15 protein-coding genes are annotated in these 23,619 nt (G+C 43.0%); 5 read left to right on the top strand and 10 right to left on the bottom strand.

Annotated features, from left to right (window positions below):
- Window positions 1-55: 55 nt before the first annotated feature.
- Window positions 56-1,228, bottom strand: a complete 1,173-nt coding sequence (locus ACYRYG_RS08815; RefSeq protein ID WP_293416479.1) for a DNA-binding transcriptional regulator — start codon at window positions 1,226-1,228, stop codon at window positions 56-58.
- Window positions 1,229-1,294: 66 nt separating this feature from the next.
- Window positions 1,295-5,293, bottom strand: coding sequence for a two-component regulator propeller domain-containing protein (locus tag ACYRYG_RS08810; RefSeq protein ID WP_460198012.1), 3,999 nt, complete (start codon window positions 5,291-5,293; stop codon window positions 1,295-1,297).
- A 284-nt stretch (window positions 5,294-5,577) separates the two neighbouring features.
- Here ACYRYG_RS08810 and ACYRYG_RS08805 point away from each other — a divergent pair, with 284 nt between their 5' ends.
- The 5 genes from ACYRYG_RS08805 to ACYRYG_RS08785 are packed head-to-tail and all read left to right on the top strand — an operon-like array spanning window position 5,578 to window position 14,316.
- A complete protein-coding gene (locus ACYRYG_RS08805; protein WP_293416476.1) occupies window positions 5,578-6,624 on the top strand; it encodes a glycoside hydrolase family 130 protein in 1,047 nt (348 codons plus the stop codon).
- A 32-nt stretch (window positions 6,625-6,656) separates the two neighbouring features.
- Window positions 6,657-7,913 carry an MFS transporter gene (locus tag ACYRYG_RS08800; protein WP_293416474.1) on the top strand — a complete coding sequence of 419 codons (1,257 nt, stop codon included), beginning with the start codon at window positions 6,657-6,659 and terminating at the stop codon, window positions 7,911-7,913.
- A 7-nt stretch (window positions 7,914-7,920) separates the two neighbouring features.
- Window positions 7,921-9,645, top strand: a complete 1,725-nt coding sequence (locus tag ACYRYG_RS08795; protein ID WP_460198011.1) for a hypothetical protein — start codon at window positions 7,921-7,923, stop codon at window positions 9,643-9,645.
- 22 nt (window positions 9,646-9,667) lie between these two features.
- Window positions 9,668-12,742 carry a SusC/RagA family TonB-linked outer membrane protein gene (locus tag ACYRYG_RS08790; RefSeq protein ID WP_293416472.1) on the top strand — a complete coding sequence of 1,025 codons (3,075 nt, stop codon included), beginning with the start codon at window positions 9,668-9,670 and terminating at the stop codon, window positions 12,740-12,742.
- A 20-nt stretch (window positions 12,743-12,762) separates the two neighbouring features.
- Entirely contained in the window at window positions 12,763-14,316 is a 1,554-nt protein-coding gene (locus ACYRYG_RS08785; RefSeq protein ID WP_293432710.1) for a RagB/SusD family nutrient uptake outer membrane protein, read from the top strand.
- A gap of 387 nt (window positions 14,317-14,703) precedes the next feature.
- Here ACYRYG_RS08785 and tatC read toward each other — a convergent pair whose 3' ends face one another.
- From tatC to ACYRYG_RS08745, 8 genes are all read right to left on the bottom strand, one after another.
- The gene (gene tatC / locus ACYRYG_RS08780) at window positions 14,704-15,519 is read right to left on the bottom strand and encodes a twin-arginine translocase subunit TatC (protein ID WP_293423942.1); all 816 of its coding nucleotides are present in this window, start codon (window positions 15,517-15,519) and stop codon (window positions 14,704-14,706) included.
- The gene (locus tag ACYRYG_RS08775) at window positions 15,509-15,715 is read right to left on the bottom strand and encodes a Sec-independent protein translocase subunit TatA/TatB (RefSeq protein WP_293423940.1); all 207 of its coding nucleotides are present in this window, start codon (window positions 15,713-15,715) and stop codon (window positions 15,509-15,511) included. The genes tatC and ACYRYG_RS08775 overlap by 11 nt, the downstream gene beginning before the upstream one ends.
- A gap of 75 nt (window positions 15,716-15,790) precedes the next feature.
- Window positions 15,791-16,996, bottom strand: coding sequence for an ROK family transcriptional regulator (locus tag ACYRYG_RS08770; RefSeq protein ID WP_293423938.1), 1,206 nt, complete (start codon window positions 16,994-16,996; stop codon window positions 15,791-15,793).
- A 153-nt stretch (window positions 16,997-17,149) separates the two neighbouring features.
- Complete coding sequence (locus tag ACYRYG_RS08765; protein WP_460198010.1) at window positions 17,150-18,151, bottom strand: metallophosphoesterase family protein; 1,002 nt, start codon at window positions 18,149-18,151, stop codon at window positions 17,150-17,152.
- Between the two features lie 98 nt (window positions 18,152-18,249).
- Window positions 18,250-19,362, bottom strand: a complete 1,113-nt coding sequence (locus ACYRYG_RS08760) for an SGNH/GDSL hydrolase family protein (protein WP_293425246.1) — start codon at window positions 19,360-19,362, stop codon at window positions 18,250-18,252.
- Between the two features lie 76 nt (window positions 19,363-19,438).
- The gene (locus ACYRYG_RS08755) at window positions 19,439-20,842 is read right to left on the bottom strand and encodes a DUF5009 domain-containing protein (protein WP_293423932.1); all 1,404 of its coding nucleotides are present in this window, start codon (window positions 20,840-20,842) and stop codon (window positions 19,439-19,441) included.
- An 11-nt stretch (window positions 20,843-20,853) separates the two neighbouring features.
- The gene (locus ACYRYG_RS08750; protein WP_293425244.1) at window positions 20,854-22,080 is read right to left on the bottom strand and encodes an alpha amylase family protein; all 1,227 of its coding nucleotides are present in this window, start codon (window positions 22,078-22,080) and stop codon (window positions 20,854-20,856) included.
- Window positions 22,081-22,181: 101 nt separating this feature from the next.
- Entirely contained in the window at window positions 22,182-23,582 is a 1,401-nt protein-coding gene (locus tag ACYRYG_RS08745; protein WP_293425242.1) for a sugar porter family MFS transporter, read from the bottom strand.
- Window positions 23,583-23,619 lie beyond the last annotated feature (37 nt).

The raw sequence follows: 23,619 nt of genomic DNA, 5'->3' as shown, positions 1-23,619 counted from the left end.
TGATCGTTCCGATTAGAGAAATCAGTAAAATAAAGATCCTCTAACCGTACTCTTCCTATTTGTTCATACGTTTATTTCTTGTTCGGTATTCGGTAGGGGTACATCCTTTTTCTTGTCGGAAAAGCCGGATCAGGTTACCGTAGTTCTCAAAAGAGAGATCCAGCGCAATTTCTTTGATAGGACGTGAACTTTCCAAGAGTGCAGAAGCAAAGAGATTGAGTCTGTTTGTGATAATGTAATCGTGTATGGTGCTGCCTGTGGCCTGTTTGAACTTGATTTCCAGCAGGCGCCTGGATAATGGCAGATGCTGGAGCAGATCATTTACGCAGATGGCATGTTCCAGATGGCCATGAATAAAGTCTATCGCTTTCTGTATGTAAGGATCATCTGTAGCAAACGTGTTGGTTGAGGCCCGGCTTACAATAGATAAGTTGGGAATGATTACATCTTTCTGATGCCTGGCATGGCAGATTTTTATATTTTCAATCATTTCTGCCAGTTCATATCCTCCACGTTCTATATCCAAGTTGACTGAAGATAGTGTGGGTTCACAAAGTTCGTCCCGCAACTCATCATTATCAACGCCCAGTACGGCTATTTCTGAGGGAACGTTGATGCCTGCTTCGTTGCATGCCTCCAAGACCATCGAACCTTGTCGATCATCACAGCAGAAAATGGCAGTGTGACGGGGCAGACTACGCAACCACTGCATTAATTTGCTGTCATCAGGTTCCCAGGGCTGGTCAGCGTTATAGTCAAAGAAAGCACTGAACTGGCAGTCGGGATTAATGGAGAAGATACGAGATCTGAATCCTTTGTAACGTTCGTCGGACCAAATGGTAGAATAGTAGCCGGTAAAAGCGAAACTGCGGAAGTCCCGATTGAGGAAAAAGTCTGCGGCCATCCTCCCTGTAGCCAGATAGTCGCTGGTTACATTGGGTACAGAGTCAAACTGTTGCTTATGGTCCTGGGCCAAGGTCACGATACCGGCCTGGACAAATAAGGAGAGGTCATCGCTCTGGTCGAATTTACCTACGATAGCATCAGCATTCCAGTTCTCTGCCCAGTCAAGGACACCTTTGATGCCATGCTTCTCCTTAAACGAAGGGGGCATGCGGCAAACAACCCAGCGTTGCTCCTGGCGTTCTTTGGAGTATTGGAGAATTCCATACAGGAGCCGATGGGAAAAGGCCTCTGTAAAATCAGTCAGCATAATAAGACGTATCATATCATGATCATTTTATAATGGGGGCAGGTTATAATGGGGGCAGGCGGAGAGCTCGGACGTTTCAGATTATGCCTGTCCTTCTCCTTTCTGCTCCTTGAAATCTTTAGGAGAGCAATTATGTATTTCCGTAAATTTCCTGTAAAAGTATGCCCGGTTCCGGAATCCACATGCAACAATGATTTCAGAAACGGTATGGTCGGACTGAATGAGCATCCTTTCTGCCTGTTTCATGCGATAAGTGCGGATAAAGTCTCCCGGCGTCATACCTGTTAATCTTTTCATCTTCCGGTAAAGTTGTGTGCGGCTTATGGTAAGATCCTTAGAAAGGGTGTTCTGATCATAATCTTCATCGCTGAAATTTCTGCTGATTACTTCTATGCTCTGTTTAAGGAATTTTTTGTCCTGTTCTGTGACAGAGATATTGTCATACTTCTCACGAAAAGCCAATGGCGAACTGGAAAAGTTCTTCATCAGATCATTCTCTTGAAGAATTCTTCTCACTGCCGCCTGCAAATAACTGGGATAGAAAGGTTTTTGTATAAACATACTGGCTCCATTTTCCAGGATCTTAATATGGTTTTCCGTACTGGGGTCTGATGATAAGACGATGATCGGAATATATTTCGTGTCGTTGCCATTTTTCACGTCATTGATCAATTCCTCTGCCTTCACGTCTGAAGATAGATCATAAATGATCAGATTCATGGAGGTCTTTTCTATGAGGTCTTTTGACTCTTTGTCCGTTGAGGTTACGAAGACATCATATCGTTCCTGAAGAGCGTCTTTTATTAAATCCGCCATCTCTTTTTGCTTTTCGACGATCAGTATCTTTTTCAGTTTTTCAGTAAAGATGGTCGCAACGGTGTCTTTTCTGCTCTCTTGCATCAGCACCGGAGGATTAGAAGAAGCCTTCATCTTCCGGGGAAGTGTTAACGTGAATACCGTACTGGTCCCCTTTGTATCTATGGAAAATGTTCCATCCAATATCTTGATTAAGTCATTGCAAACGGCTAACCCGATGGAGTCGTAAGATTTGCTGCCGTTTGACATATCCTTTTCAAATTTATCCAATGCTGTATATTTGTTATATATATTTGCCAGATCTTCCGGATCCGGCCCCATACCTTCATAGGTACATTCGATGATGAGCTCTTGTTTATAAACTCTTGATAGGATGATCATCTGACCGTTTTTGATGGTCGATTTCACTGCGTTTGAAAAGATAATGTAAGTGATTTTTTCCAATATGCTCCTGTCTGTGGACCAGCACAGCACCGGAGGTGCAGCCTTGAAAGACAGGTTGATTCCTTTGATTTGTATAGGATCAATGAAATTGTCTAATATGTATTTTTCAAGTTCTGCTATATTAACTTCTTCGAGGAAAATCTCTATGCTTTTGGTCTCTATATCTTGAAATTCGGTAAGTTGCTGGATCTGCTTATCCATGATGTTCGTGTTTTTATCGATGACACTGATCATGCCTCTGTCAAGCTTCGACATGATCTTGTTCTTCTTTAATTTTTCTACTGCTCCATAGATTAAGGTAATTGAATTAGAGAAGTCATGTGTGGCATTGGTGAAGAATCTTAACTTTGCATGGTGGATGTCCTCGCGTTGCTGCTGCTGTTGCTCCTGCATCTCCAGTTTATGCTTGATGATGAGCTTTGCTTTTTTGGAATGATAGACCCATCGGATTATTCCTGCACCAAGCAGGATATAAATGAGGATCGCCCACCATTGCAGCCATAATGGAGAATGGACGACAATGCGTAAGGTATATGGATGTGAGGACCATTTCTGATTGGCGTTGCTTTGTATGACACTTAGCAGGTACGTCCCGGGAGGGAGTTTGTTCAGTATAATTTCCTTGTTGTTGTTATTCAGGAAAATCCAGGGTTGGTTTTCTTTTCCAAATAGAGTCTTGCGGGTTAAATGGTAAGCAAGCCGGCATTTATCATTGTCAATATAGTCCAATATTGAGAATGAAAGCCGTATGGATCCTGTATTATAATTTGCGTCTATCGTTTTTGAGAAACATTTTATTTCATTATCGATCCAGACTCTGTCTGGAACGATCCGGGGCATAAAATTGTCCTTTTCCATTAGAGAGGGATAGATGACGTTCAGTCCGTTGGTGCCCCCGAAATATAATTGCTTGCCATCTTTCGTCCCATAGCTGGCTCCATCTGAAAATTCATTCCCCTGTAATCCGTCTTTATAATTGAAATTGATTACTTTGAAATTGCGCCTGCTGATTCTGGCTAACCCTTTGCTGGTGCTCACCCAGATATTTCCGGAGCGATCTTCTTGGATGCCATGGATATTTGCGTTTGCTAGTCCGTTGCGTTTGTCAATACATCTGAATCTTATCTGTCCGTTTCTTATCACCATCAGGTTCAACCCTTGAGTGGTTCCTGCCCATATTCGTCCCTGCCGGTCTTTTAACAGGGATATTACGTCATCACTGCTTAGGCTGTTGCTGCTCATGGTGTTATAGAATGTCGTAAAGGTTTGTGCTTTCTTATCAAACCGTTCAAGGCCTCCACCACGTGTCCCGATCCATAAATAATGGCCATCATTTATGATCGAGTACACAATATTACTTTCTATGGTGTTCCTTCTTCTGTCGTTAAGATATTCTTTCACCTGTATGACCGATTCTCCTTGAGGATCAAGGAGTAGTTTCAGGAGTCCTCCTCCGCTGCTGCCAACGTATAAGACCCTTTCGCCGTCTTGGATAATTGCGTATATAGAATAGACTTTTTCTCTGTCTGCCGCCGAGCGGAACTTTACCGGCCTTATTCCCGGCAGCCCCTCTTTACCCATCAGAAGGCCATAGCCATCTGTGCCGATCCATATCCTTCCCCTTGTTCCATTACAAAGTGATAATACTGAATTATTGGTTTTGCCCGGTCCTACGTTATAATCTCCTCTTTTTTGAAATTTCTTTTCTTTGTTGATCGTCATGCATGCCAGCCCTCCTCCTTTGCTTCCTATCCATAGGTTGTCTTTTCGGTCGAGGAGGATGGATCTGACCGGGAAATTGACAGGTACTTTTCCATCGTTTAGCGTTATTTTATGGATAAAGGACGAGTGCCGGTAATATTCATATATCCCGTGACCATCGGTACCGATCCACAGGATGTCCCTTTCCCCGGCATATAAGGATAAAACGGATACTCCCGTGATCAGACCCTCTTTCTTGTTGCCGGATAACTGCCAGCATCCGTCAGTCGTTCCTGCATAGATGGCCTTCGTAGTTATGCATACGGCATTTAATGTGCCCTCTATGCTCCACGGGGTGACCGTGAAACCCTTGCCTTTTGTGAACGTGTCATATTTATAAAGCCTTTTTCCGGCTTGTGCCCATATATACCGTTTCCCGTCAAAATGAACCCGTTCTGTCCCCTTCGCTGGATTTATGATGTTTATGAGCCTACAAGATCCATTCCTTCCGATGTTGACCTTGTATAATCTTTTATTGCCTTGAATCCATAAAAAGCCGTGGGCATCGAAAAACAGATTTTCTATTTCACTGATATGCAGATAAGGCATTCTTAATTTGTCGAAATGCTTGGCTTGGGGATTAAATTTATAAAACTTATTGCTTTCTAAAGTTGCGATGATCCCCTTTCTCTTGTTTGCCACACATTTGAATTCATTTTCTTTGTAAATATAATTTTTCCTGTTCTGAAGATAATATCTGTCAACATTCCCGCTTTTGATATTGAAACGGTTTAGCCCACGGTCGGTTACTATCCATAAATAGGTGTTGTCTTCCTCTGCAATATTCCTGATTACCGGATGTGATAAAGAATGAGGATTGTTATGCTCCGGCCCGTATTGCCGGAACTCATTGCCATCAAACCTGTTCAAGCCGTCCCAGGTGCCGAACCACATCACGCCGGTATGGTCCTGGAATATCGTATTGATGGAACTATTACTCAACCCGTTGTCATTATCCAGGTGGTAGTATTTCCATTCCTTAGCATAGAAAGTCAAGCTGAACAGGATAAGGATACAACTTACTGATACATGCAGTTTACCGCATAAACTCCTTTTCATAATATGTATATGGTGTTTTCATGTCAATGTTCTTAGAGGGTACAAATATATAAAAAAAAGTACGGTTATTTTATTTATTGCTGATATTTTTGCCTTGTATTCAGGTGGAAAGGTATAGAGTTGTATACTATAATACCAAAACTATATGCTTTTCTGTCGGATCGAAAATTTGGTTACGCTGTATACCCTTTTGATGTTTGCATAGACATAAGCTGTTTCTCAATTTCTTAAATTTGTGAGCGGAAAGCAGAATATTGATGATAAACACAATTAAATAGTATACAATGGATATAGCTAAAAGATGTAAACAAAACCCTATTTTACGTCCATCTGATTTGCAACCTTATATTAAGGGAATGGAAATCTCTTGTTTGTTGAATCCCGGCGTATTTAGGTATGGCAATCGTATCGGATTACTTTTAAGGGTCGCCGAGCGTCCTCGCCAGCAGACGGGGAAAATAAGTTTCCCGGTGTATGACAAAGGCTGTTTTAAGGTCTTGGAGTTTGATAAGGATGATCCTGAGTTGGATGCTTCTGATCCACGGGTAATTAATTACCGGGGGACGGATTATCTGACGACACTTTCTTATTTGAGGTTCGTATGGAGTGATGACGGAGTGCATTTCCGGGAAGATCCCGACTATCCACCGATCTTTGGCAGCCGGCCTCTTGAATCCTTTGGGATAGAAGATTGTCGTGTGGCGACGATGAAGGATGGCTATTTCCTCACCTTCACGGAGGTTTCTCCTGTAGCTGTTGGTGTCGGTTTGATGCAGACGACAGATTTCCGGCATTTTAGCCATAAGGGAATGATCTTCCCGCCTCATAATAAGGACTGTGCTTTATTTGAAGATAAGATAGGGGGGATGTATTATGCCCTTCATCGTCCGAGCAGTCCCGAATTAGGCGGTAATTATATGTGGATAGCTGAAAGTCCTGATCGTGTTCATTGGGGAAATCACCGTTGTCTGGCTACAACACGACCACGGTTGTGGGATTCTGAAAGGATAGGTGCGGGTGGTCCTCCTATTAAGACAGATAAGGGATGGCTTGAAATCTATCATGGCGCCGATGCTTCTAATTGTTATAGGCTGGGTGCTATGTTGCTTGATGCCGATCAGCCTTGGAAAGTCCTGGCACGTACAACCGGTCCTATTATGGAACCCACTGCTTCCTACGAGAAGAACGGATTTTTCGGGAATGTGGTCTTTACAGATGGCAGTATTGTGGAGGGTGACAGGGTTACTTTATATTATGGGGCAAGCGATGAGGTCATTTGCTCTGCGGAACTGTCGGTCAAGGAAATCCTGAAAGCGTTAGAGGCCTGTTGAATGTCCTTTCATATAGATAAAAGAGAACACAGATGTTTGAAAAAATAAAAAAAGAATATCTCGTATTTGAGTCATGTCCGTATGATATGCGGGTGTTGCTGATTACCAATCTGCTGTATGCTTTGGTACAACCGGTGGTGGAAATCTTCGTCGGGGCTTATATTATGCGTAATTATGGAAAGCCTTCTTATGTCGCTCTTTATCAGTTAGCCATGTATTGTGGGATTGTGCTGACATCCATCATCAACGGGAGTTTGCTGAAGTACATCAAAGTAGCGCACCTGTATTGTATAGGGATATTGTTTTCTTCCGTCGCGATGGTCGGCATGATGTCAATAAGAAATCTTGACCTTTTTGAGCTTTTCATAATTGGCATGATCATGGGAGGGGCATCCGGCTTTTTCTGGACTAACCGCTATCTGATCGCCTTGGATTCAACTAATGACGACAACCGTAATTATTTTTTTGGATTTGAGAGTTTCGGCTTTACGTTCGGCCAGATCGTTGTCCCTCTTGTTGTAGGAGCCATGATTGCCCAGTTGCAAGGGGAAAGGATAATGGGCTTCACTTTTGATGTTAATTCTGTCTATATCCTCGTAGCCCTTCTGTCTACGATCATATCGATTATTGCTTGTGTGAATATTCTCAGGGGACATTTCAGAAATCCTGAGGCAAGGAGGTTCTTGTATTTTCGGTTCGATAAACTCTGGAACAAAATGTTAGGTCTGGCATTCCTCAATGGGATGGTGCAGGGCTTCCTGGTAACCGCTCCGGCTATTTTGGTCATGAAGTTTGTCGGGGGAGAAGGAATTCTGGGAGTGATCCAGAGCATCAGCGGAGGATTAACTGCTATTCTGGTCTACGTCCTGGGACGTACGGCTAAGCCTCAGCACAGGATTTATATCTTTGCCGTAGGACTGTTGATATTCTTCATGGGCACCCTGGCGAATGGTATTTTATATTCAGCTCTTGGTGTAATCTTGTTTATATTATGCAAGGTCATTTTCCAGCCCCTTCATGATCTGGCATATTATCCGATCATGATGCGTACCATAGATGTGGTGTCGGCAAAAGAGCACAGGAATGAATATGCTTATATCCAAAGTCATGAGGTCGGCCTGTTCCTTGGACGCAGTTTCGGTCTTCTCCTCTTTCTGGCCCTGGCCGTCTATGTGTCAGAGGATTTTGCGTTGAAGTTTGCCATTCCGATTGTAGGTGGAATCCAACTATTATCTATACCTTTGGCTAAGAATATCATTGCTTCGTGCAATGGTTGTAATCTCAAATAAATTAACTATGAAAAAGACATTAATATGTATTTGTGCTTTCGGACTTATTTTCAGCAGGCCGTTGAGTGCTCAGAATTATGGTGATCCTGTCAAACAGATTCCTGTCAAGAGGATTGAACTCATGCCAGATGTCCCAGAGCCTTATAAGATGCTTGACTGGAAAAAGAAAGCTTTGGATTTTGATGCCTATGTGTTCAGTGAGAAAACCCGTGTTGAGGGAAGTCCGCTTATTTGGTTTGACGACTCTCATCGCAATGTCGCGCAGAGAACTTTTGGGTTGTATACGGCAGTGGGTGATGCTCGCCAGGGACCTCATCATAATCATGGCGAGTTCCATGAAAGTTTGAATTCTCTCTCGGCATTAATCGGGGCTACACTGTGTGGCGTGGATAAAAGTTGCCAGAACGGATACAATTATGTGAAGATGGAGCAGAATTATTTTAACAGCGACAATGGATGGAATATCGTCATGAATAACACGAATGCCGGGTCTGGCAAGAATGGCGGGGGATATGGCCGTGACTGGTGGTATGATGTCTTCCCTAATGTCCTTTATTATGCCCTGTGCGACCTTTATCCGGAGATACCTGGCAATGACCGCATCCTGCGGTCTGTAGCCGATCAATTCTGTAAGGCTGATTCTGTCCTGGATGGTGATTATGACTATTCCTATTTTGACTATAGCAAGATGAAGGGCGGACGTAATGCGATTCCTTTTGAACAAGATGCGGCCGGCGGCCATGCGTGGGTGTTGTATGCTGCTTATAAAAAGTTCGGTGACAAACGATATTTGGTTCATGCGGAATCTGCCTTGAATGCACTCCTGTCTCAGAAGGAAAGTCCGTTTTATGAAATCTTACTTCCTATGGGGGCTATTGTTGCGGCTCGGATGAATGCAGAGCTGGGGAAATCGTATGACGTCGGGAAGATCCTCGATTGGACATTCGATGGATGCAAGAAGAAAGACGGGCGGACAGGATGGGGCGTGATCGTCGGTCGCTGGGGGAAATATGATGTGAGTGGTCTTCAGGGAAGCATAACCGATGGGGGAGGGTATGCATTCTTGATGAACAGCATTAAACTCTCCTGGCCTCTTGTTCCCATGGTTAAGTATGAGCCTCAGTATGCACGGGCTGTTGGAAAATGGATGCTGAATATGGCAAATGCGTGTCGTCTGTTCTTCCCGGATCAGATAGATGCAGACCATCAGGAGCTTCCAGAATTAAGGGATTTGACTCATGGAATCATTGCATACGAAGGTCTCAGAAAACAGGATGATTATGGAAAAGCTTCATTGAAAGGGGTGTCTCCGGTCGCCTTGGGGGATGGACCTAAGTGGACCTCGAATAACCCCCCATGCACGATGTTTAGCCTCTACAGTACGGCTCCGGTGGGTATCTTAGGTGCCATAGTCCATACTACTTCGGTTAAAGCGATTCTACGGCTGGACTGCAACGCTACTGATTTCTATGCTGCCCGTCCCTGGCCTGTGTATTTGTTGTATAATCCCTATAAGACGGAAAGGAAAGTGGTCTATCATGCCATCCACCCTGTGGATCTTTTCGATATTGTCTCTAAAACCTATTTGGCTAAGGATAAAAGTGGGTATTTTGAAATTGTGCTTCCTGCTGACAACGCCGTCGTCGTGGATGAGTTGCCAGCCGGTACTCTGATCAAGAAACAAGGCTCTCATTTGGTTACTGAGTTTGGTTCTATCTTAACATATAGATAATTAACCTTTATGCTTACTAATTATGAATAAACGAATTCTTTTATTATGTATCTTGCTGTCGGATTTCCTGTGTATTTTCGCGCAGCATCAATTCAGCGTTTCTGGAACTGTGCGTGATGCGAAGACGGGTGAGGCTCTCATCGGGGTTACCGTGCGTGATGCTGCTTCTTCTTCGGAAGGGACGGTTACGGACCTGAATGGTAATTATGCTCTGAAAACTTCATCAGGAAACATCTTGTTTTCTTATGTGGGCTATCAGTCTCGTTCTCTAAAGGTCAATGGTGACGGGGTCTTTAATATCACCTTGGACGAAAATGCCCTGTCTCTTAATGAGTTGGTCGTCATCGGCTATGGTACTCAGCGCAAGAGTGATCTTACCGGTTCTCTGGCATCGATCAGCAGCAAGGATATCAAGGACTACCCTGTGTCCAACGTGTCTAATCTTCTTGCGGGGAAAGCTGCCGGGGTCTATGTCTCTACAAGTTCCGGACAGCCGGGAGCATCTGCCGTGGTACGTATCCGTGGCTTGGGTACGGTGAATGATAATACTCCCCTTTATGTGGTTGACGGACAATTTATGGATAATATCAATAACCTCAATCCTGATGATATTGAACATATTGAAGTGTTGAAAGATGCCTCAGCCTGTGCAATCTATGGCTCACGGGGGTCCAATGGAGTGGTTTTGATTACTACTAAGAGTGGTGTGAAGGGGAAGACGATCTTGTCTTTTGATGCCTATGTCGGAGTGAAGGATAGTTATAAGACGCTCAAGATGATGAATAGTGAACAGTATTACAATTTCATCAATGAGGCGTATGCGGAGGATGCTTCTTTTCAGTCATCAATGAAGCAGAAATTTATGAATCAGTATAAAAAAGGTTATAATACTGATTGGTGGAAAGCAGTTACCCGTTCTGGTTTTAATCAGCATTATAATTTAAGTATCCGGAAGGGTAATGATAATTCCCGTTCTGCTTTGAGCGTAGGCTATGTCGGAGAGCAAGGATCAATTATTGATACTGAATTTAACCGGTTGTCTGTGAGGTTAAATCAAGAATATGATATTAATAAATACCTGACCCTTGGAGTAAATGTTAATGGGGTAACGATGCGCCAGCGTGATACGGGCAATTTGCCTTCGTTTGATTTTATCCTCAAGGCTGATCCTTTTACTCCTGTTATCAGTCCGTTGGTTGATCCGTCATCGGAAAACTATCGTTATAATAAGTATGCTCCCACAGAATGGTCTTTTGATCCTAACCCTGTTTCCTTGCTTGAACTTCCTGACCGGTATGATGACATCTTCAATGTGTTCGGGAACGCCTTCGCACAACTCAAACTGGCTAAAGGGCTGACTTATCGTGTCCAGTTCAGTTTTGAACGTGATCATGATACGTTTAAGAATTTTATCCCGGTGTATACTGCTACTTTCTCTGATGATAATCTTGCCAATATGGAAAGTAAATACAATACGGATACGAAGTTGACTGAAAACAGTTCTGTGGTTTCCAATTATCTTACGGAACAGCGGTTGAATTATCAAGTTGCTTTCGGAAAAGCCAATCTTGATGCAATGCTTGCTATGACGTATGAGAAAAATACCACTGAGGGTATTAATGCCTTTAAGCGTGCGGCTCTGGGGAATGATGCGATATACCGGATCCTGAGTGCGCAGACTACGGGGGATCAGGTGTCTGGTGACAAGACCCAGACGGCTATGCTGTCTTATCTGGGGCGGGTTAATTTTTCCTATGATGAGCGGTACCTGGCGACTGTTAATTTCCGTGCTGACGGCTCTTCACGCTTTGCCCGGGGGAATCGCTGGGGATATTTTCCTTCTTTCTCTTTAGGCTGGAGGATTAGCAGTGAAAAGTTCTTTGAACACTTGAATCTGGATAAGGTCATTTCCAACCTGAAACTGAGAATAGGATGGGGACAGAACGGTAATCAGCGTATTGATGACAATGCGTCATTGACACTGATAGGAACAGATAATGAGAAGCAATGGTACTTTGGTACGGGCTATTTACAGGGGTATGTCCCGATATATGCCGGGAACTCAAAGGTAAAATGGGAGACCAGCCAGCAGTCTAACCTGGGCTTGGATATGACACTGTTTGGCAACAGCCTTGATGTCAGCATGGACTATTATATTAAGCGGACTCAAAATATGTTGCTTACGATGCCTGTGCCGTCCTTTGGTGGTTTTGCCAATAATCCATATTTCAATGCCGGTGATTTACGTAATACAGGCTTCGAGTTTACTGGTAATTACCGGAATACAATCGGCAGGGACTTTAATTATCATTTTGGATTGAATTTCTCTACGTACAAGACTAAGGTCACTCGTCTGACTTCCGAGTATCTCAGCGGAGACGTCAGCCGTACGTATGTGGGTGGCCCCATTGGACGATTCTGGGGATATAAGGTAATTGGCATCTTCCAGAATCAGTCGGAGATTGATGATTATGTGGATAAAAATGGTGTGAAGATACAGCCTAATGCCAAACCTGGTGATTTCAAATTCGCTAAACTCGGAGATTCTGGTGTCTTGAATGCGGATGAAGACCGTACGTTTATAGGTGATCCTAATCCGGATCTGATTTTTGGCTTTAACCTGGGCTTCTCCTGGAAGTCTTTTGACTTCAATATGGCTTTTCAAGGAACTCTGGGCAATGATATCTGGAATGTCTCTAAAGGCAGTCTGGCTATAGCTGGCCGTCAGAATGCCCTGGCCGTTGCATATACGAAAGCTTGGACGAAGGAGGGGGATACGGATGCCGAATACCCTCGCATTACAAACTCGGATACGAACGATAACTACCGGAATTCTTCTTTCTATGTCGAGGATGGATCTTATCTGCGATTACAGAATATACAACTTGGATATACGGTTCCAGCATCTCTGCTGACAAAAATAAAATTTATTAATAGTTGCAGAGTCTATCTCTCTGGGGAAAATGTCCTGACGTTTACTAAATATAGTGGCCTTGATCCCGATATAGGTATCAGCAATCCTCTTAATATGGGTGTGGATACATTACACTATCCTTCGTCAAGGGCTTTTACCTTTGGTGTTAATTTACAGTTTTAATTCGTATTAAATTGAATGAAATGAAACATCTATTAACTGTATGTTGTTTGGCCCTGGCCGTTTTTGGACTTTATGGATGTTCTATAGAAGTACCTACTTATGGCAAAACAACAAGTGAAAATTTTTATAAAACGGAAAGTGAAATCAAGGAGGCGCTGACCGGCGCTTACTTACAACTCCGGCAAACCTGGAATGAATATGCTCTTGACCATTACTTTATCGGTGACTGTACTACGGATGACGCGCTGAAGGGCGGCAGTGGTGACGGTGACCGTGCAGAGGTTCAGCAATTATCTAACTTTATCGTTTCTACTGATAATTCTGAAGTTTATCGTCGCTGGACCATCCTTTATGACTTGATCGACCGTTGCAATGAGGTCATTTACTATGCTCCGTCTGCCACGGGTGATAAGGATCTTCTGACGCGCTATGTCAATGAGGCTAAAGCTCTTCGTGGTTTTGGATATTATTGTCTCGTCACTACGTTTGGCGGCGTACCTCTGCTTACACAGCCTATGAAGCCTGAAGAGGTACTTAAAGTTCCGCGCTCTTCTTCGGATGCGGTCTATGCCCAGATCATCAAGGATTTGACCGATGCGGAATTCCTTCCTGCTAAGGGCAGTTATTCCTCTGACGATGCTTACAGGGTAACGAGAGGGTTTGCTAAGACGATGCTGGCCAAGACGTATATGTTCCAGGGGGACTATAAATCAGCTGAAGAGGTCTTGCACGAGATCGTCGAGGTGGACAAAGATTATGCCTTGCTCGATGATTATGGGAAGAATTGGCGGCCTGCTTATGAAAACAGCTCGGAGTCTGTATTTGAAATTCCTAATAAGGTGTATGACAAATCGATCGCTACGGGCACCAATGTACCACATTATTTCACCAGCCGGCGTGTCTCGGGGTACCAGGGCTATGGATTTCATTGCCCCTCTAAGGATCTCTATAATGCCTTTGATCCGGATGATCCCCGTATCACTTATGTCTTCACCCAGACGGGTGACCGTTATGTGGGGGATTCCTTGTCTCAGGATAATTCGGAATCTCCAACGGGATACCATGATTACAAACTTACGGTTCCTGCTATCGAAAAGAAGGGCATGGATGTATGGATGATCAGTTATAACATCCGCATGATCCGCTATTCTGATGTCCTGCTCATGTATGCTGAGGCTCTGAATGAAGATGGAAAACCTGAACAAGCGCTGGTTTACCTTAATCAGGTGCGGCGCCGTGCACGGAATACTAATCCCGTAGATCCGCGCCGTGACCGGCAAACTTATATTCCTCCTACCACCCAGAATACTTTACCGGATATTACGGAAACAAACCAGGATAAGTTGCGCCAGATTATCTGGCACGAACGCCGTTGTGAGTTGGCTATGGAAGGCTGGAGACGGGATGACCTGATGCGCCAGAAACGTTTCGGTGAGGTCATGCGCGCTTATGCAAAAAAATACAGTACGACAAAAGGGGCAAATTTTGAAGATAACCGGGATTACCTTTTACCTATTCCGCAATCTGAAATAGATAAAAGCAATAATGTGCTGAAACAGAATCCTGGTTACTGATAACTTTGGGAATATTCATCTGTTCCAGGATGAATACTCCTGAAAGGGTGTAAATCCGGTTTGTTGAATATTGTAGACCCTTCTTCGTTTGTGATGCTTTGTATGGTTCTCTATGATGTGGGGAACTGTACAAAGCGTGACATACAGATGTAAAATATGGACTTGAAAAAGAGAAATGCTTCATAGTCATATATCGTAATGTACCATTGGGGGGATCTCTATGCACCATTGGGACCATCTATATGCACCATTGGGACCATCTATATGTACCATTGAGGCCATCTCTATGCACCATCGGGGTAATTTTAATGCACCGTCGGGGGGGCTGTTGGCTGAAATCGTGAAAGCCAGGTAATTATTTCCGTGACCTTAATTTAGCATCTAATTTTATCCACATGATTCGTCACAGTTGGCTACAGCCTTGCTATTCCGCAACAATTTTTTCTCTTCCACTTTTACAATAGTGATGCTGATTTCATATAGAAAGTACATTGGAACGGAGACGATAAGGAGGGTGAAAGCATCACTCGTGGGAGTGATGATCGCAGCAACGACAAGAATAATGACTATGGCTTGTCTCCGGTATCGTCCCATGGCCTTTGAATGAAGAAGGCCTAATCTTCCTAATATCGCGCTTATGACAGGTATCTCAAAAATGATTCCAAAAATGATGCTCATCATGATCAGCGTGTCAGCATAACTGTCCAGGGTGAGAAAGCTATGGACTGTGCTGCTGACATTATATGTGGTGAGGAAACGAAGGGTGATGGGGAAGATGAGGAAATAATTGACTAATATTCCTATGATGAACATGCAGTAGGCACTTGATACCAGCATCTTGGAGAATCGTCTCTCATTGGTATAGAGCGCCGGAGAGATAAATTTATAGAGTAAATAGAGGATATAAGGAGATGCACATAGAACCCCTAAAGTACAAGCCATTTTCATGTGGACAAGAAACTGCTCCGTGAGTTGTGTGTTGATCAGTTCGATGGAATAAGGCTTTGCTCCCATCAGGCGATAGATGATGAAATCAGAACGGCTTGGCGCAAGAATCAAACTAAAGAGTTGCCTTTTGAAGACAAAACCTATGACGCTGAATAATATCGTTGCTCCAAGAGCCCGTAGAAGACTGCTCCGGAGGACGTCCAGGTGATCCCAGAAATTCATTTCTGTGTCATCACTCTGCTTATTATGATTCATTCTTGTTCTTTCTTTCAGAATCCTCTTTTTTATCCTCCTTTTCAGAATCATCCAGATCGATTTTTTCATTCATGCCTTCCTTGAAGCTCTTGATACCTTTTCCTAAACCTTTCATCAGTTCAGGGATCTTTTTCCCTCCAAAGAGCAGTAATACTACTAAGGCAATCAGTAAAATTTCAGGCATTCCTAAATTCATAGTTGCAATGGTTTTAATGGTTATTTTTCTATAAATAGTATGTCAGCAAAGTGTGAGAATAATGCACTCTTGCTTTCAATCATCGAATATATGTGTCCGGGCCAGCATGCAGGCTCCAGTGATTCCTGCTTTTTCCTTCAGCTTGGAAAGGACAATAGAGGTGTCTTTATTAACTATATTCAACGTATATTTGCGTACGGAGGTTTTTATGGGTTGCAAGAGATAATCACCGGTCAAGGACAGAATGCCGCCAATCACCACCAGTTCCGGATTGAAGATATTGATGAGGCCTGCCAGCGATTCCCCTAATTTCTGCCCCATCTTTTCGACAATATCTATACATAGCAGGTCTTCATGATTCGTGGCGTCAATAATTTCTTCGAGCGTATAGGGCTTTTCCTCGGAGTGCTTTTTTGACAGGATGGATGATTCTCCGGCCTTGATGTGCTCATTGACTATCCTGCACAGAGCCTGTCCGGATACTTCTGTCTCGAGACATCCTTTTTTCCCGCATTTGCAGAGAATCTCGTTGTCGAAGGTATGAACATGCCCCAACTCTCCGGAAAAACCGGATTTTCCTTTGTAGAGTTTTCCATCAAGGATCATGCCCATGCCGAGTCCCCAGCTTATATTGATGAAAAGCACATCCTTCTCCCCCTTTACACATCCCTTGAGGTACTCACCGTAAGCCATTGAGCGCGAGTCATTGTCGATGGATACGTGCATATTTATCTTGTCAGAAATGATCTTGGTAAGCGGACTCTCTGAAAAGTTAAAGATGCTGTAGCAGTATCCTGTCTCGGGATTTACTCTTCCCGAGAAATTAATGTTAATGTTGATGATCTTGTTCGCGTCAACTTCCGATTCCTGGATGAAATTAGTGATCAACCCGCAGAGCTCATCCAGCGAACTCATCGTGTTGTCTATAGAGTAGGGGATTTTCATCTTCAACTCCTCCATATCACCCTTGAAATTCATCATCCCGATGTTCACGGAGAATTCATTGATATCTACCCCGAGAAAATATCCTGATGTTGGATTGAGCCCGTATAAATTAGGACGTCGCCCTTCATTGGTTTCAAGTTTGCCAAATTCGTTGAGAATTTTTGTCTTACACATTTCATTGACGAATTTAGTAGTTGTTGGAATACTCAGGTTTAATTCTTGAGCAAGGTCGGTAATCGTTGAATTTCCATTATGGATGAAGTAAGTGATAACATTTTTCTCGATGAGAGACATCTTGCTTCCTTCTATGATTTCTTTTATTAGATTCTCGGACATATCATCAAAAAATTATTTAATAGATACAAATCTAATTATTTTTTTTGTAAGTCTTGTGAATCAAAGTAAAAAATAAGGTAATTTGATAAGATTTAATATCATTTATTCGAAGGTCTCGCGGACTCGTTCAAGCTTTTCCCAAGTATAATGGGATTATCTTGTCCCCTTTCTTTCCTTCCAGTTATCCTTGGTATAGCTTGCGGGGTAGGAAGTCCTGTTCAGTACCTGTCCTCCTCTTTCATGAATCCAGGTATCAAAGCTCCGTGATCCTTCCTTCAGCACAATCACCCTGCCCCCATTGCGCAGATGGTTATATTCAGTATTGCCACCCGAGAAACGTCCATAGGCCAGAAGGATGCCGTAATACATCATGGAACAGTCATTGTCATGATCGTGTCCGCAAAACACCCCCATAATATCTCCACATTGTTTCATGGCATCGAACATTCCGGAATTAAGATCTGAGGAGCAGCCCGTTTCCATGCGGGTACCGTTCATGATGATCTCCGGATTAGTCATGGCATAATTATATTCAGGCAGGGGATAGTGCATGAAGGCGACAGCCGGCAGGGGCTTGCCGCCATTCTCCAGGGCATAGTCAGCACTGGTCTTCCGGTACCAGTTTACTTGTTCAGGGAAGAACTCCTGATAGGTCCCCGTGCCCTTTATCTTGCTATAGTCATGGGTGTCCATACCGTAAATTACGGCTTCTGTTTTGCTGCCATCTTCTGATTTTACCGGCAGGGTATAGTCAAACAGGGCACTTTCTCTGTGGGGCTGCACACTATAAGGCGCGGCCTGCATCATATTATATAGCGTATCTAGGGGAGTGCCTTCTCCCGGGTCATGGTTGCCAAAAAGCATACAGAATGGCGTCTTTGTGTCTCTGAAGATGTCAAGCACGGTTTGCAGGGCAACTTTTCCAGGCTGAGAGTACACGATATCTCCTGTGACGACTATCAGATCAGGTCTTTCTGACTTGACGACTTCTTTTATACATTCTGCAGCTTGTTGTGAGGCCGGATTATCCTGCTGGTAATGAAGGTCTGTAAACTGTACGATTTTAAATTGTCCGTGATGGAACCTGAGATCCTGGGCTGGTAGGGATATTACCAGACAGAACAACACACAAATTAAACTAATTTTTTTCAACATAAGCATCCGTTTATAAATTCAGTATAAAGTTTTCAGGATAAATTGAGGGGCAAGGATGTAAATTAACCTGTTGTCAATGGATCAGCATAAGCAGGAAATTATTTTACGATTTTATCCTCTAATCTCCAGTTCATAATGGTAGAGATGGTGGGGATAAGATTCATTGCTATTTTCTGATGTCCTAGATAGTTAGGGTGATCATCAGCTCCTAAATTACCGGAGGATAATATTCCGGGCATAGGATTCGACATATACACTCCTTTCATTGTCCGTATCCTCCTCCTGACCTCATTGAGACCACAATTAAGATAATCATTTGCCGTATGAGGAATAATGCAGAGTATCGTTATATTCCCATAGTGTTTCCTGATTGAATGAATGAGATGGATATATGTTTCTGCATATTGCTCTACGGAGGGTGTCACTATTGGGGAATAATCATTCGTGCCTAAATTGATCATTACCAAATCTGGATGGTAAGCTGAAAAATTATAGGTCAATGTGTCGAAGTCATCATAAACATGGCTGGATCTTGTGTAAATTGTGTTTTTGGATATTTGGCGGTTCTCTCCATAATTGCGCACGAGGCCCTTTCCTGAATGAGCGATCAAGACATAGTCAGCATCAAAATAACGGGCAATGATACAGCCATAGGACAGATCACAATTTTCAGTGTTCAGTTTGAAATGTTCTTGCGGGCCTTGTGCTTCACTTCCATAGCCGCAAGTATAAGAGTCACCATAGATCTCAATCAAGCGAGTTTTTCTCTTTACGGTACGTAATGGCCCCTTCTTGGAGGTATAAAAGCCATGAATAGTGGTACATCCAAATTCGCCTTCTGTACACTTCTGCAGCTTCAGTACATGGAATCCTTTAGAGAGTCCACGGGCTAAAACGACAGTATGGTTCTGTTTGCCCGTTATTTCGATTTTGCGGATCCATTTCCCATCAATGAAAATGTTGTGAAAGCTCCTGCCGGATTCAGATATGGAAACAGCAATGGAACTGCCGGGGAAAGAAGTTTGCAAATAGGTTCCTACCCAATCATAGCGTACTGATCCATCCTGAAGTTTTTCGGTTCTGCCTGTGTAGGTTATGGATGGATCATCAGCCTTGATGAATTGCCCGGAATCATGATAAGCCATGATGTATCCAGGAAAGAATATGGATAGAATGACGAATATACTGAAATTAAGAAAATATTTTTTCATCTTATGATCCTTAAAAAATCCTTTTAGTTTTAATGGTTCATTAATTTTAAAAGACAAGTTGAGGGATGAGGCCTGATCAAGTTTTCCAAAAGATTTTCTCCCTTGTAAATATAGAGGTAAGTACCATACATAAAGCGGTCAGGATCACTCCCTTTAAGAAGCCGGACCATGGTGCGGTATCCATTATGTTCATCCACTGATAGATACCCGAAAATTCCAGCAAGGGAATAACGACCATAGATCCCATCACGTAAGCGATCATAGGATTCTTGCCTACCAATTCAAGAGGCAGCGAGATCCATTTACATTGGTAGTAATCACTTACAAGTGCGAAGAACAGTAATCCAAAGAAAGCTAAGCCAGAAGTCGTAAATAAATAGCTTATGGTCACATCATCTTTGCGGATTCCTCCTTCAAAAGGCTCAAAGCAGAGTCCGATCATTAAAAGCCATGCCCCCCAATGATAGAGTTGTGACCATGTTTTCATTTCTGTGTCATCTGTGCGCAACAGGAAGTAAAGTGCTGCTAATAGAATTAGTGAGAAAATGACGTTAATCACTAAAAGACGGTTATATAAAAAGCAAACATTCCCAATAATGAGTGACAGAGAAATGAAAAGAATAAACGGAGAGCGGATCTTTTTTAGTCTTGTCTGATATTTGTCTTCGGTCTCATTATGGTTCAGCCAATTGAAAAGAATGTCACCCGCAAATGTGCCGGGAATAATAATCAACAAATATTCTATATAAGAAAAGCGATAAAGCCATGGGAATGGTGAGTAGTCATGCAATGCCTTGGGCCATGACCCTGTTGTTTTTGCAGAGACGAATAATGCAATGACAACAAGCATGATGAATAAGCGCGCCATGGTGTTTTTCCGGGTTAATAAATAAACGATTGAACCAAATAATGCCATATTCGATAATATAAGGATAATCGCATCACTATCATACAAGGAAAAGGCCTTCCCTTCAGCTTCTGGTTGAAACAACATCCATAATGCTGCTATTACATAAGCTGCTGAATTGATGATTCTCGCCCAGATCTTGGAAACTTTAAAAGGGTTTTTCATATAGATGAAAAACATCAGGACAAAGGCTCCCACGGGGACCAGGTATTTGGCATTCCCCCCTGCCAGCATGTAAGGGAACATGTGGGCAATGAAAATTGCGAAGAAGGCCAACTTGAGCCAGCGTATTACACTTTTATAAGCTAAATGCAAAGAACTAACCCCTTCGGCTATATGATGCCGGAAAGAAAGAGGTATTGCTGCTCCCATGGAAAAAAGGAAAAAAGGGAAGATTAAATCCACCCATGTGATCCCATAAATATGAGGGTTAAAAATATGCGAAGGGGGCGGCACCTGGCAGTGATACATCCATGCAGGTAATATGGAGAAAGCTTCAGTTGCTGACAGTATCATAGTCATGATTGCATACCCTCTCAAAGCATCTAAAGAGAAAGCTCGTGTCTGTTTCATAGAATTAATAATTATAATTTTAACATTCCGGACATTACCATGCCCTTCTTGACTTCATCCCAAAGACTGCCCTGGAGGATGAGATGACTAATATCAAAGATCATCACACCATCGGAATATTTTAAATTCATTTCTATGGATTGCGATAATTTATCAGGGCAATTGTAGAATTGGTCTGCTAATAGGCCACCATAAAATTTTCTACCACAGAGCACGTTACGCAAATGTTTGCAAGAACCTTCTACCGAATACCAGGATCCGAATTGTGTTTCTGAGTCTGTTTCATTACGTACTCCCTCTTTATTATGCATCGCATCCGCAATTGAAATGTCAGTATAGTAATTGCCAACCATATAGGTATCTATTAATTCTGCATATCCTGTCTTCGCATAATGGGGAGTAGCCCAATCATAGTCCTTACTTGGGTCATAGTTCCTGCTTGCGAAATTCACGCCGACTTCATAATAGGATGGATACCATGCACCGGTATATGTGCCGAAAGAAATAGAAGGATTGATCGCTTTAACAGCTGTCCTAAGGTCATTCATTACATGATAAATTACAGAGGACCGGTATTCTATCCATTGATTAAAATATTTGCCCCTTTGAACGCTATATTGTCCATTAGAATCTTTCTTCCATATAAAAATATCATCAGGGAAATGTTTTACGTTTATGCCGGAGTATTTCTGAAAATCTTTCTTAGACAATGATGAGAAATCAGCATCAATACCATCATATCTTACTCTATCGAGGACGATCCCGTCTAATCTGGGATATTGTCTCACCAAGTCACACAAGACTTTGACGATGTACCTGCGATACTCCTTGTTGGCGGGATTGACCATTGCGGAATATTTCTCTTTTTGTTCCGTAATTGATTTTAATCCCTGTGGTGTGTATACCGTCGAAGCCCATTCCGGATGCCCGGAATAGATGAGCCCTCTATCAAAATAATTGTGTCCGGCAGAGAATATATTCAATGATGCATGTACTCTCATGCCTAGACGGTGTGATGTCGCAATAAAGCGACCAAGATAATCAAAATCAGGGCGTACAAAATGACGCCATTCTCTCATACGTGGTGCGTACTTCGTCGTAAACAGGACTTCTCCTGAAATAGGCCTTACATCAACGACAACATCTGTGAACCCCAACTGTTTAATCTTGTTTAAATAGAAATCAATGCTGTCAGGATAGCTGAAACGCTGAAAATTAGCTTCAGCATCGAACCACATAAAGGCCCTTTTAGTTTTTGATATACTCTGGCTACTCGTTAATAAAGGGTATCCGATAATGAATATGATCACAAGAATTTTCAAAAGTAATTTTCCCTTTTTCATTGTTTTTTTGTTTTAGTCCAATACCGTTCAATATCTTCTAAAGACATACCTGCCGTTTCGGGAACGAGTTTCCACATAATGAGGAGATAGGGGATGCACATGACCGCAAAGAGCAGGAAAGTTCCCGCAGGAGCAAGATTCTGCAACAGCCATGGAGTGAGCTGCCCGATAAGATAGGTGCCTATCCATAATGCGAAACCAGCTATAGACATTGCCAGTCCCCGTATACGGTTGGGATACATTTCAGAGAGCAACACCCACACTACTGCACTGATGGAGACGGCACAGCAGAAAACATATAGTAAAAAGAACGCAAGCATAAAATATACGGACAGGTGCATGGGATCTCTTTCCGTGAAATAGAAAGAGATGAAGATCAAAGACAGGATCATACCGGACACCCCGAAATAAACAAGTCTCTTCCTTCCCAACTTGTCAATGATGAACATCGCAATAATCGTAGCGACAGTATTCACGATGCCGACAAGTACCTGGCAGAATAAAGGATCGGACATCCCTGCATCCTTGAAAATGGAGGGGCCGTAATACAATACGGCATTGACCCCCATGAACTGGCCTAATATAGCTATGCATACCCCGATGACGACAGCCTTGAATATGCCAGGCTTGAAGAGGTCCCGCCATTCGGACTTGGAGGCAGAGGAAATTGTGGATTTCGTGTCCTCAATCTGGCGCGTAACTTCTTTGCCGGAAAAATAGATACGACTGAATATACGGGATGCCAGGTCCTCCCTATGGTGTACGATGAGCCACCGTGGACTTTCAGGAATAAAAAACAAGATAATGAAGAAGATCAGGGCGGGGATGGATTCCATGCCGAACATGCTTCTCCATACTTCATTGACGCATACCAGTTGCAAGACACCTGAAGTAAAAGAAGCGGTCTTTGAGATATATAGAAGAATGTAGTTCATGAGGTATGCTGCCAGAAAACCGAAAGTTACAGCTAACTGGTAGAGCGATACTAGCCGTCCTCGGTATCTTGTTATTGCTATTTCTGAGATATACATTGGAGCAACAATAGAGATGACCCCGATGCCGATCCCTCCTGTGACACGGGCCAGGACTAGACTGTTAAAGTTGTAGCTCAAAGCACACCATATCCCAGAGACGGTAAACAGGAAGGCCGCAATGAACATGGCCATACGCCTTCCTAGCCGGTCACTGATAATCCCGGCAAAGGCTACTCCAATAATGGAGCCGATCAATGCACAGCCGACGAACCATCCCTGCTCCATAACGGTTAGGCTGAACTGTTCCGTGACCTGGTCAACGGTTCCCGAAATTACTGCCGTATCATATCCGAACAGCAGTCCTCCAATGGCTGCAACTAAGGATAGAAAAACGATGTATCCTAATCTGTATTCCGCTTTCATGTCTTTATCTCAAATGAGTTGTATGAAAAATAACTAA

Source organism: Segatella asaccharophila (assembly GCF_054687055.1).
This window is presented reverse-complemented; position numbering and strand designations above follow the sequence as displayed.

What these genes read in the sequence shown, in the direction of transcription:
- ACYRYG_RS08770 (WP_293423938.1), bottom strand. Translation starts at nt 16,996, where the DNA reads ATGTCCGAGAATCTAATAAAAGAAATCATAGAAGGAAGCAAGATGTCT.
- ACYRYG_RS08785 (WP_293432710.1), top strand. Translation starts at nt 12,763, where the DNA reads ATGAAACATCTATTAACTGTATGTTGTTTGGCCCTGGCCGTTTTTGGA.
- ACYRYG_RS08750 (WP_293425244.1), bottom strand. Translation starts at nt 22,080, where the DNA reads ATGTGGTTCGATGCTGAAGCTAATTTTCAGCGTTTCAGCTATCCTGAC.
- ACYRYG_RS08775 (WP_293423940.1), bottom strand. Translation starts at nt 15,715, where the DNA reads ATGAATTTAGGAATGCCTGAAATTTTACTGATTGCCTTAGTAGTATTA.
- ACYRYG_RS08755 (WP_293423932.1), bottom strand. Translation starts at nt 20,842, where the DNA reads ATGAAACAGACACGAGCTTTCTCTTTAGATGCTTTGAGAGGGTATGCA.
- ACYRYG_RS08745 (WP_293425242.1), bottom strand. Translation starts at nt 23,582, where the DNA reads ATGAAAGCGGAATACAGATTAGGATACATCGTTTTTCTATCCTTAGTT.
- ACYRYG_RS08790 (WP_293416472.1), top strand. Translation starts at nt 9,668, where the DNA reads ATGAATAAACGAATTCTTTTATTATGTATCTTGCTGTCGGATTTCCTG.
- ACYRYG_RS08760 (WP_293425246.1), bottom strand. Translation starts at nt 19,362, where the DNA reads ATGAAAAAATATTTTCTTAATTTCAGTATATTCGTCATTCTATCCATA.
- ACYRYG_RS08795 (WP_460198011.1), top strand. Translation starts at nt 7,921, where the DNA reads ATGAAAAAGACATTAATATGTATTTGTGCTTTCGGACTTATTTTCAGC.
- ACYRYG_RS08810 (WP_460198012.1), bottom strand. Translation starts at nt 5,293, where the DNA reads ATGAAAAGGAGTTTATGCGGTAAACTGCATGTATCAGTAAGTTGTATC.
- ACYRYG_RS08805 (WP_293416476.1), top strand. Translation starts at nt 5,578, where the DNA reads ATGGATATAGCTAAAAGATGTAAACAAAACCCTATTTTACGTCCATCT.
- ACYRYG_RS08815 (WP_293416479.1), bottom strand. Translation starts at nt 1,228, where the DNA reads ATGATACGTCTTATTATGCTGACTGATTTTACAGAGGCCTTTTCCCAT.
- ACYRYG_RS08800 (WP_293416474.1), top strand. Translation starts at nt 6,657, where the DNA reads ATGTTTGAAAAAATAAAAAAAGAATATCTCGTATTTGAGTCATGTCCG.
- tatC (WP_293423942.1), bottom strand. Translation starts at nt 15,519, where the DNA reads ATGAATCATAATAAGCAGAGTGATGACACAGAAATGAATTTCTGGGAT.
- ACYRYG_RS08765 (WP_460198010.1), bottom strand. Translation starts at nt 18,151, where the DNA reads ATGTTGAAAAAAATTAGTTTAATTTGTGTGTTGTTCTGTCTGGTAATA.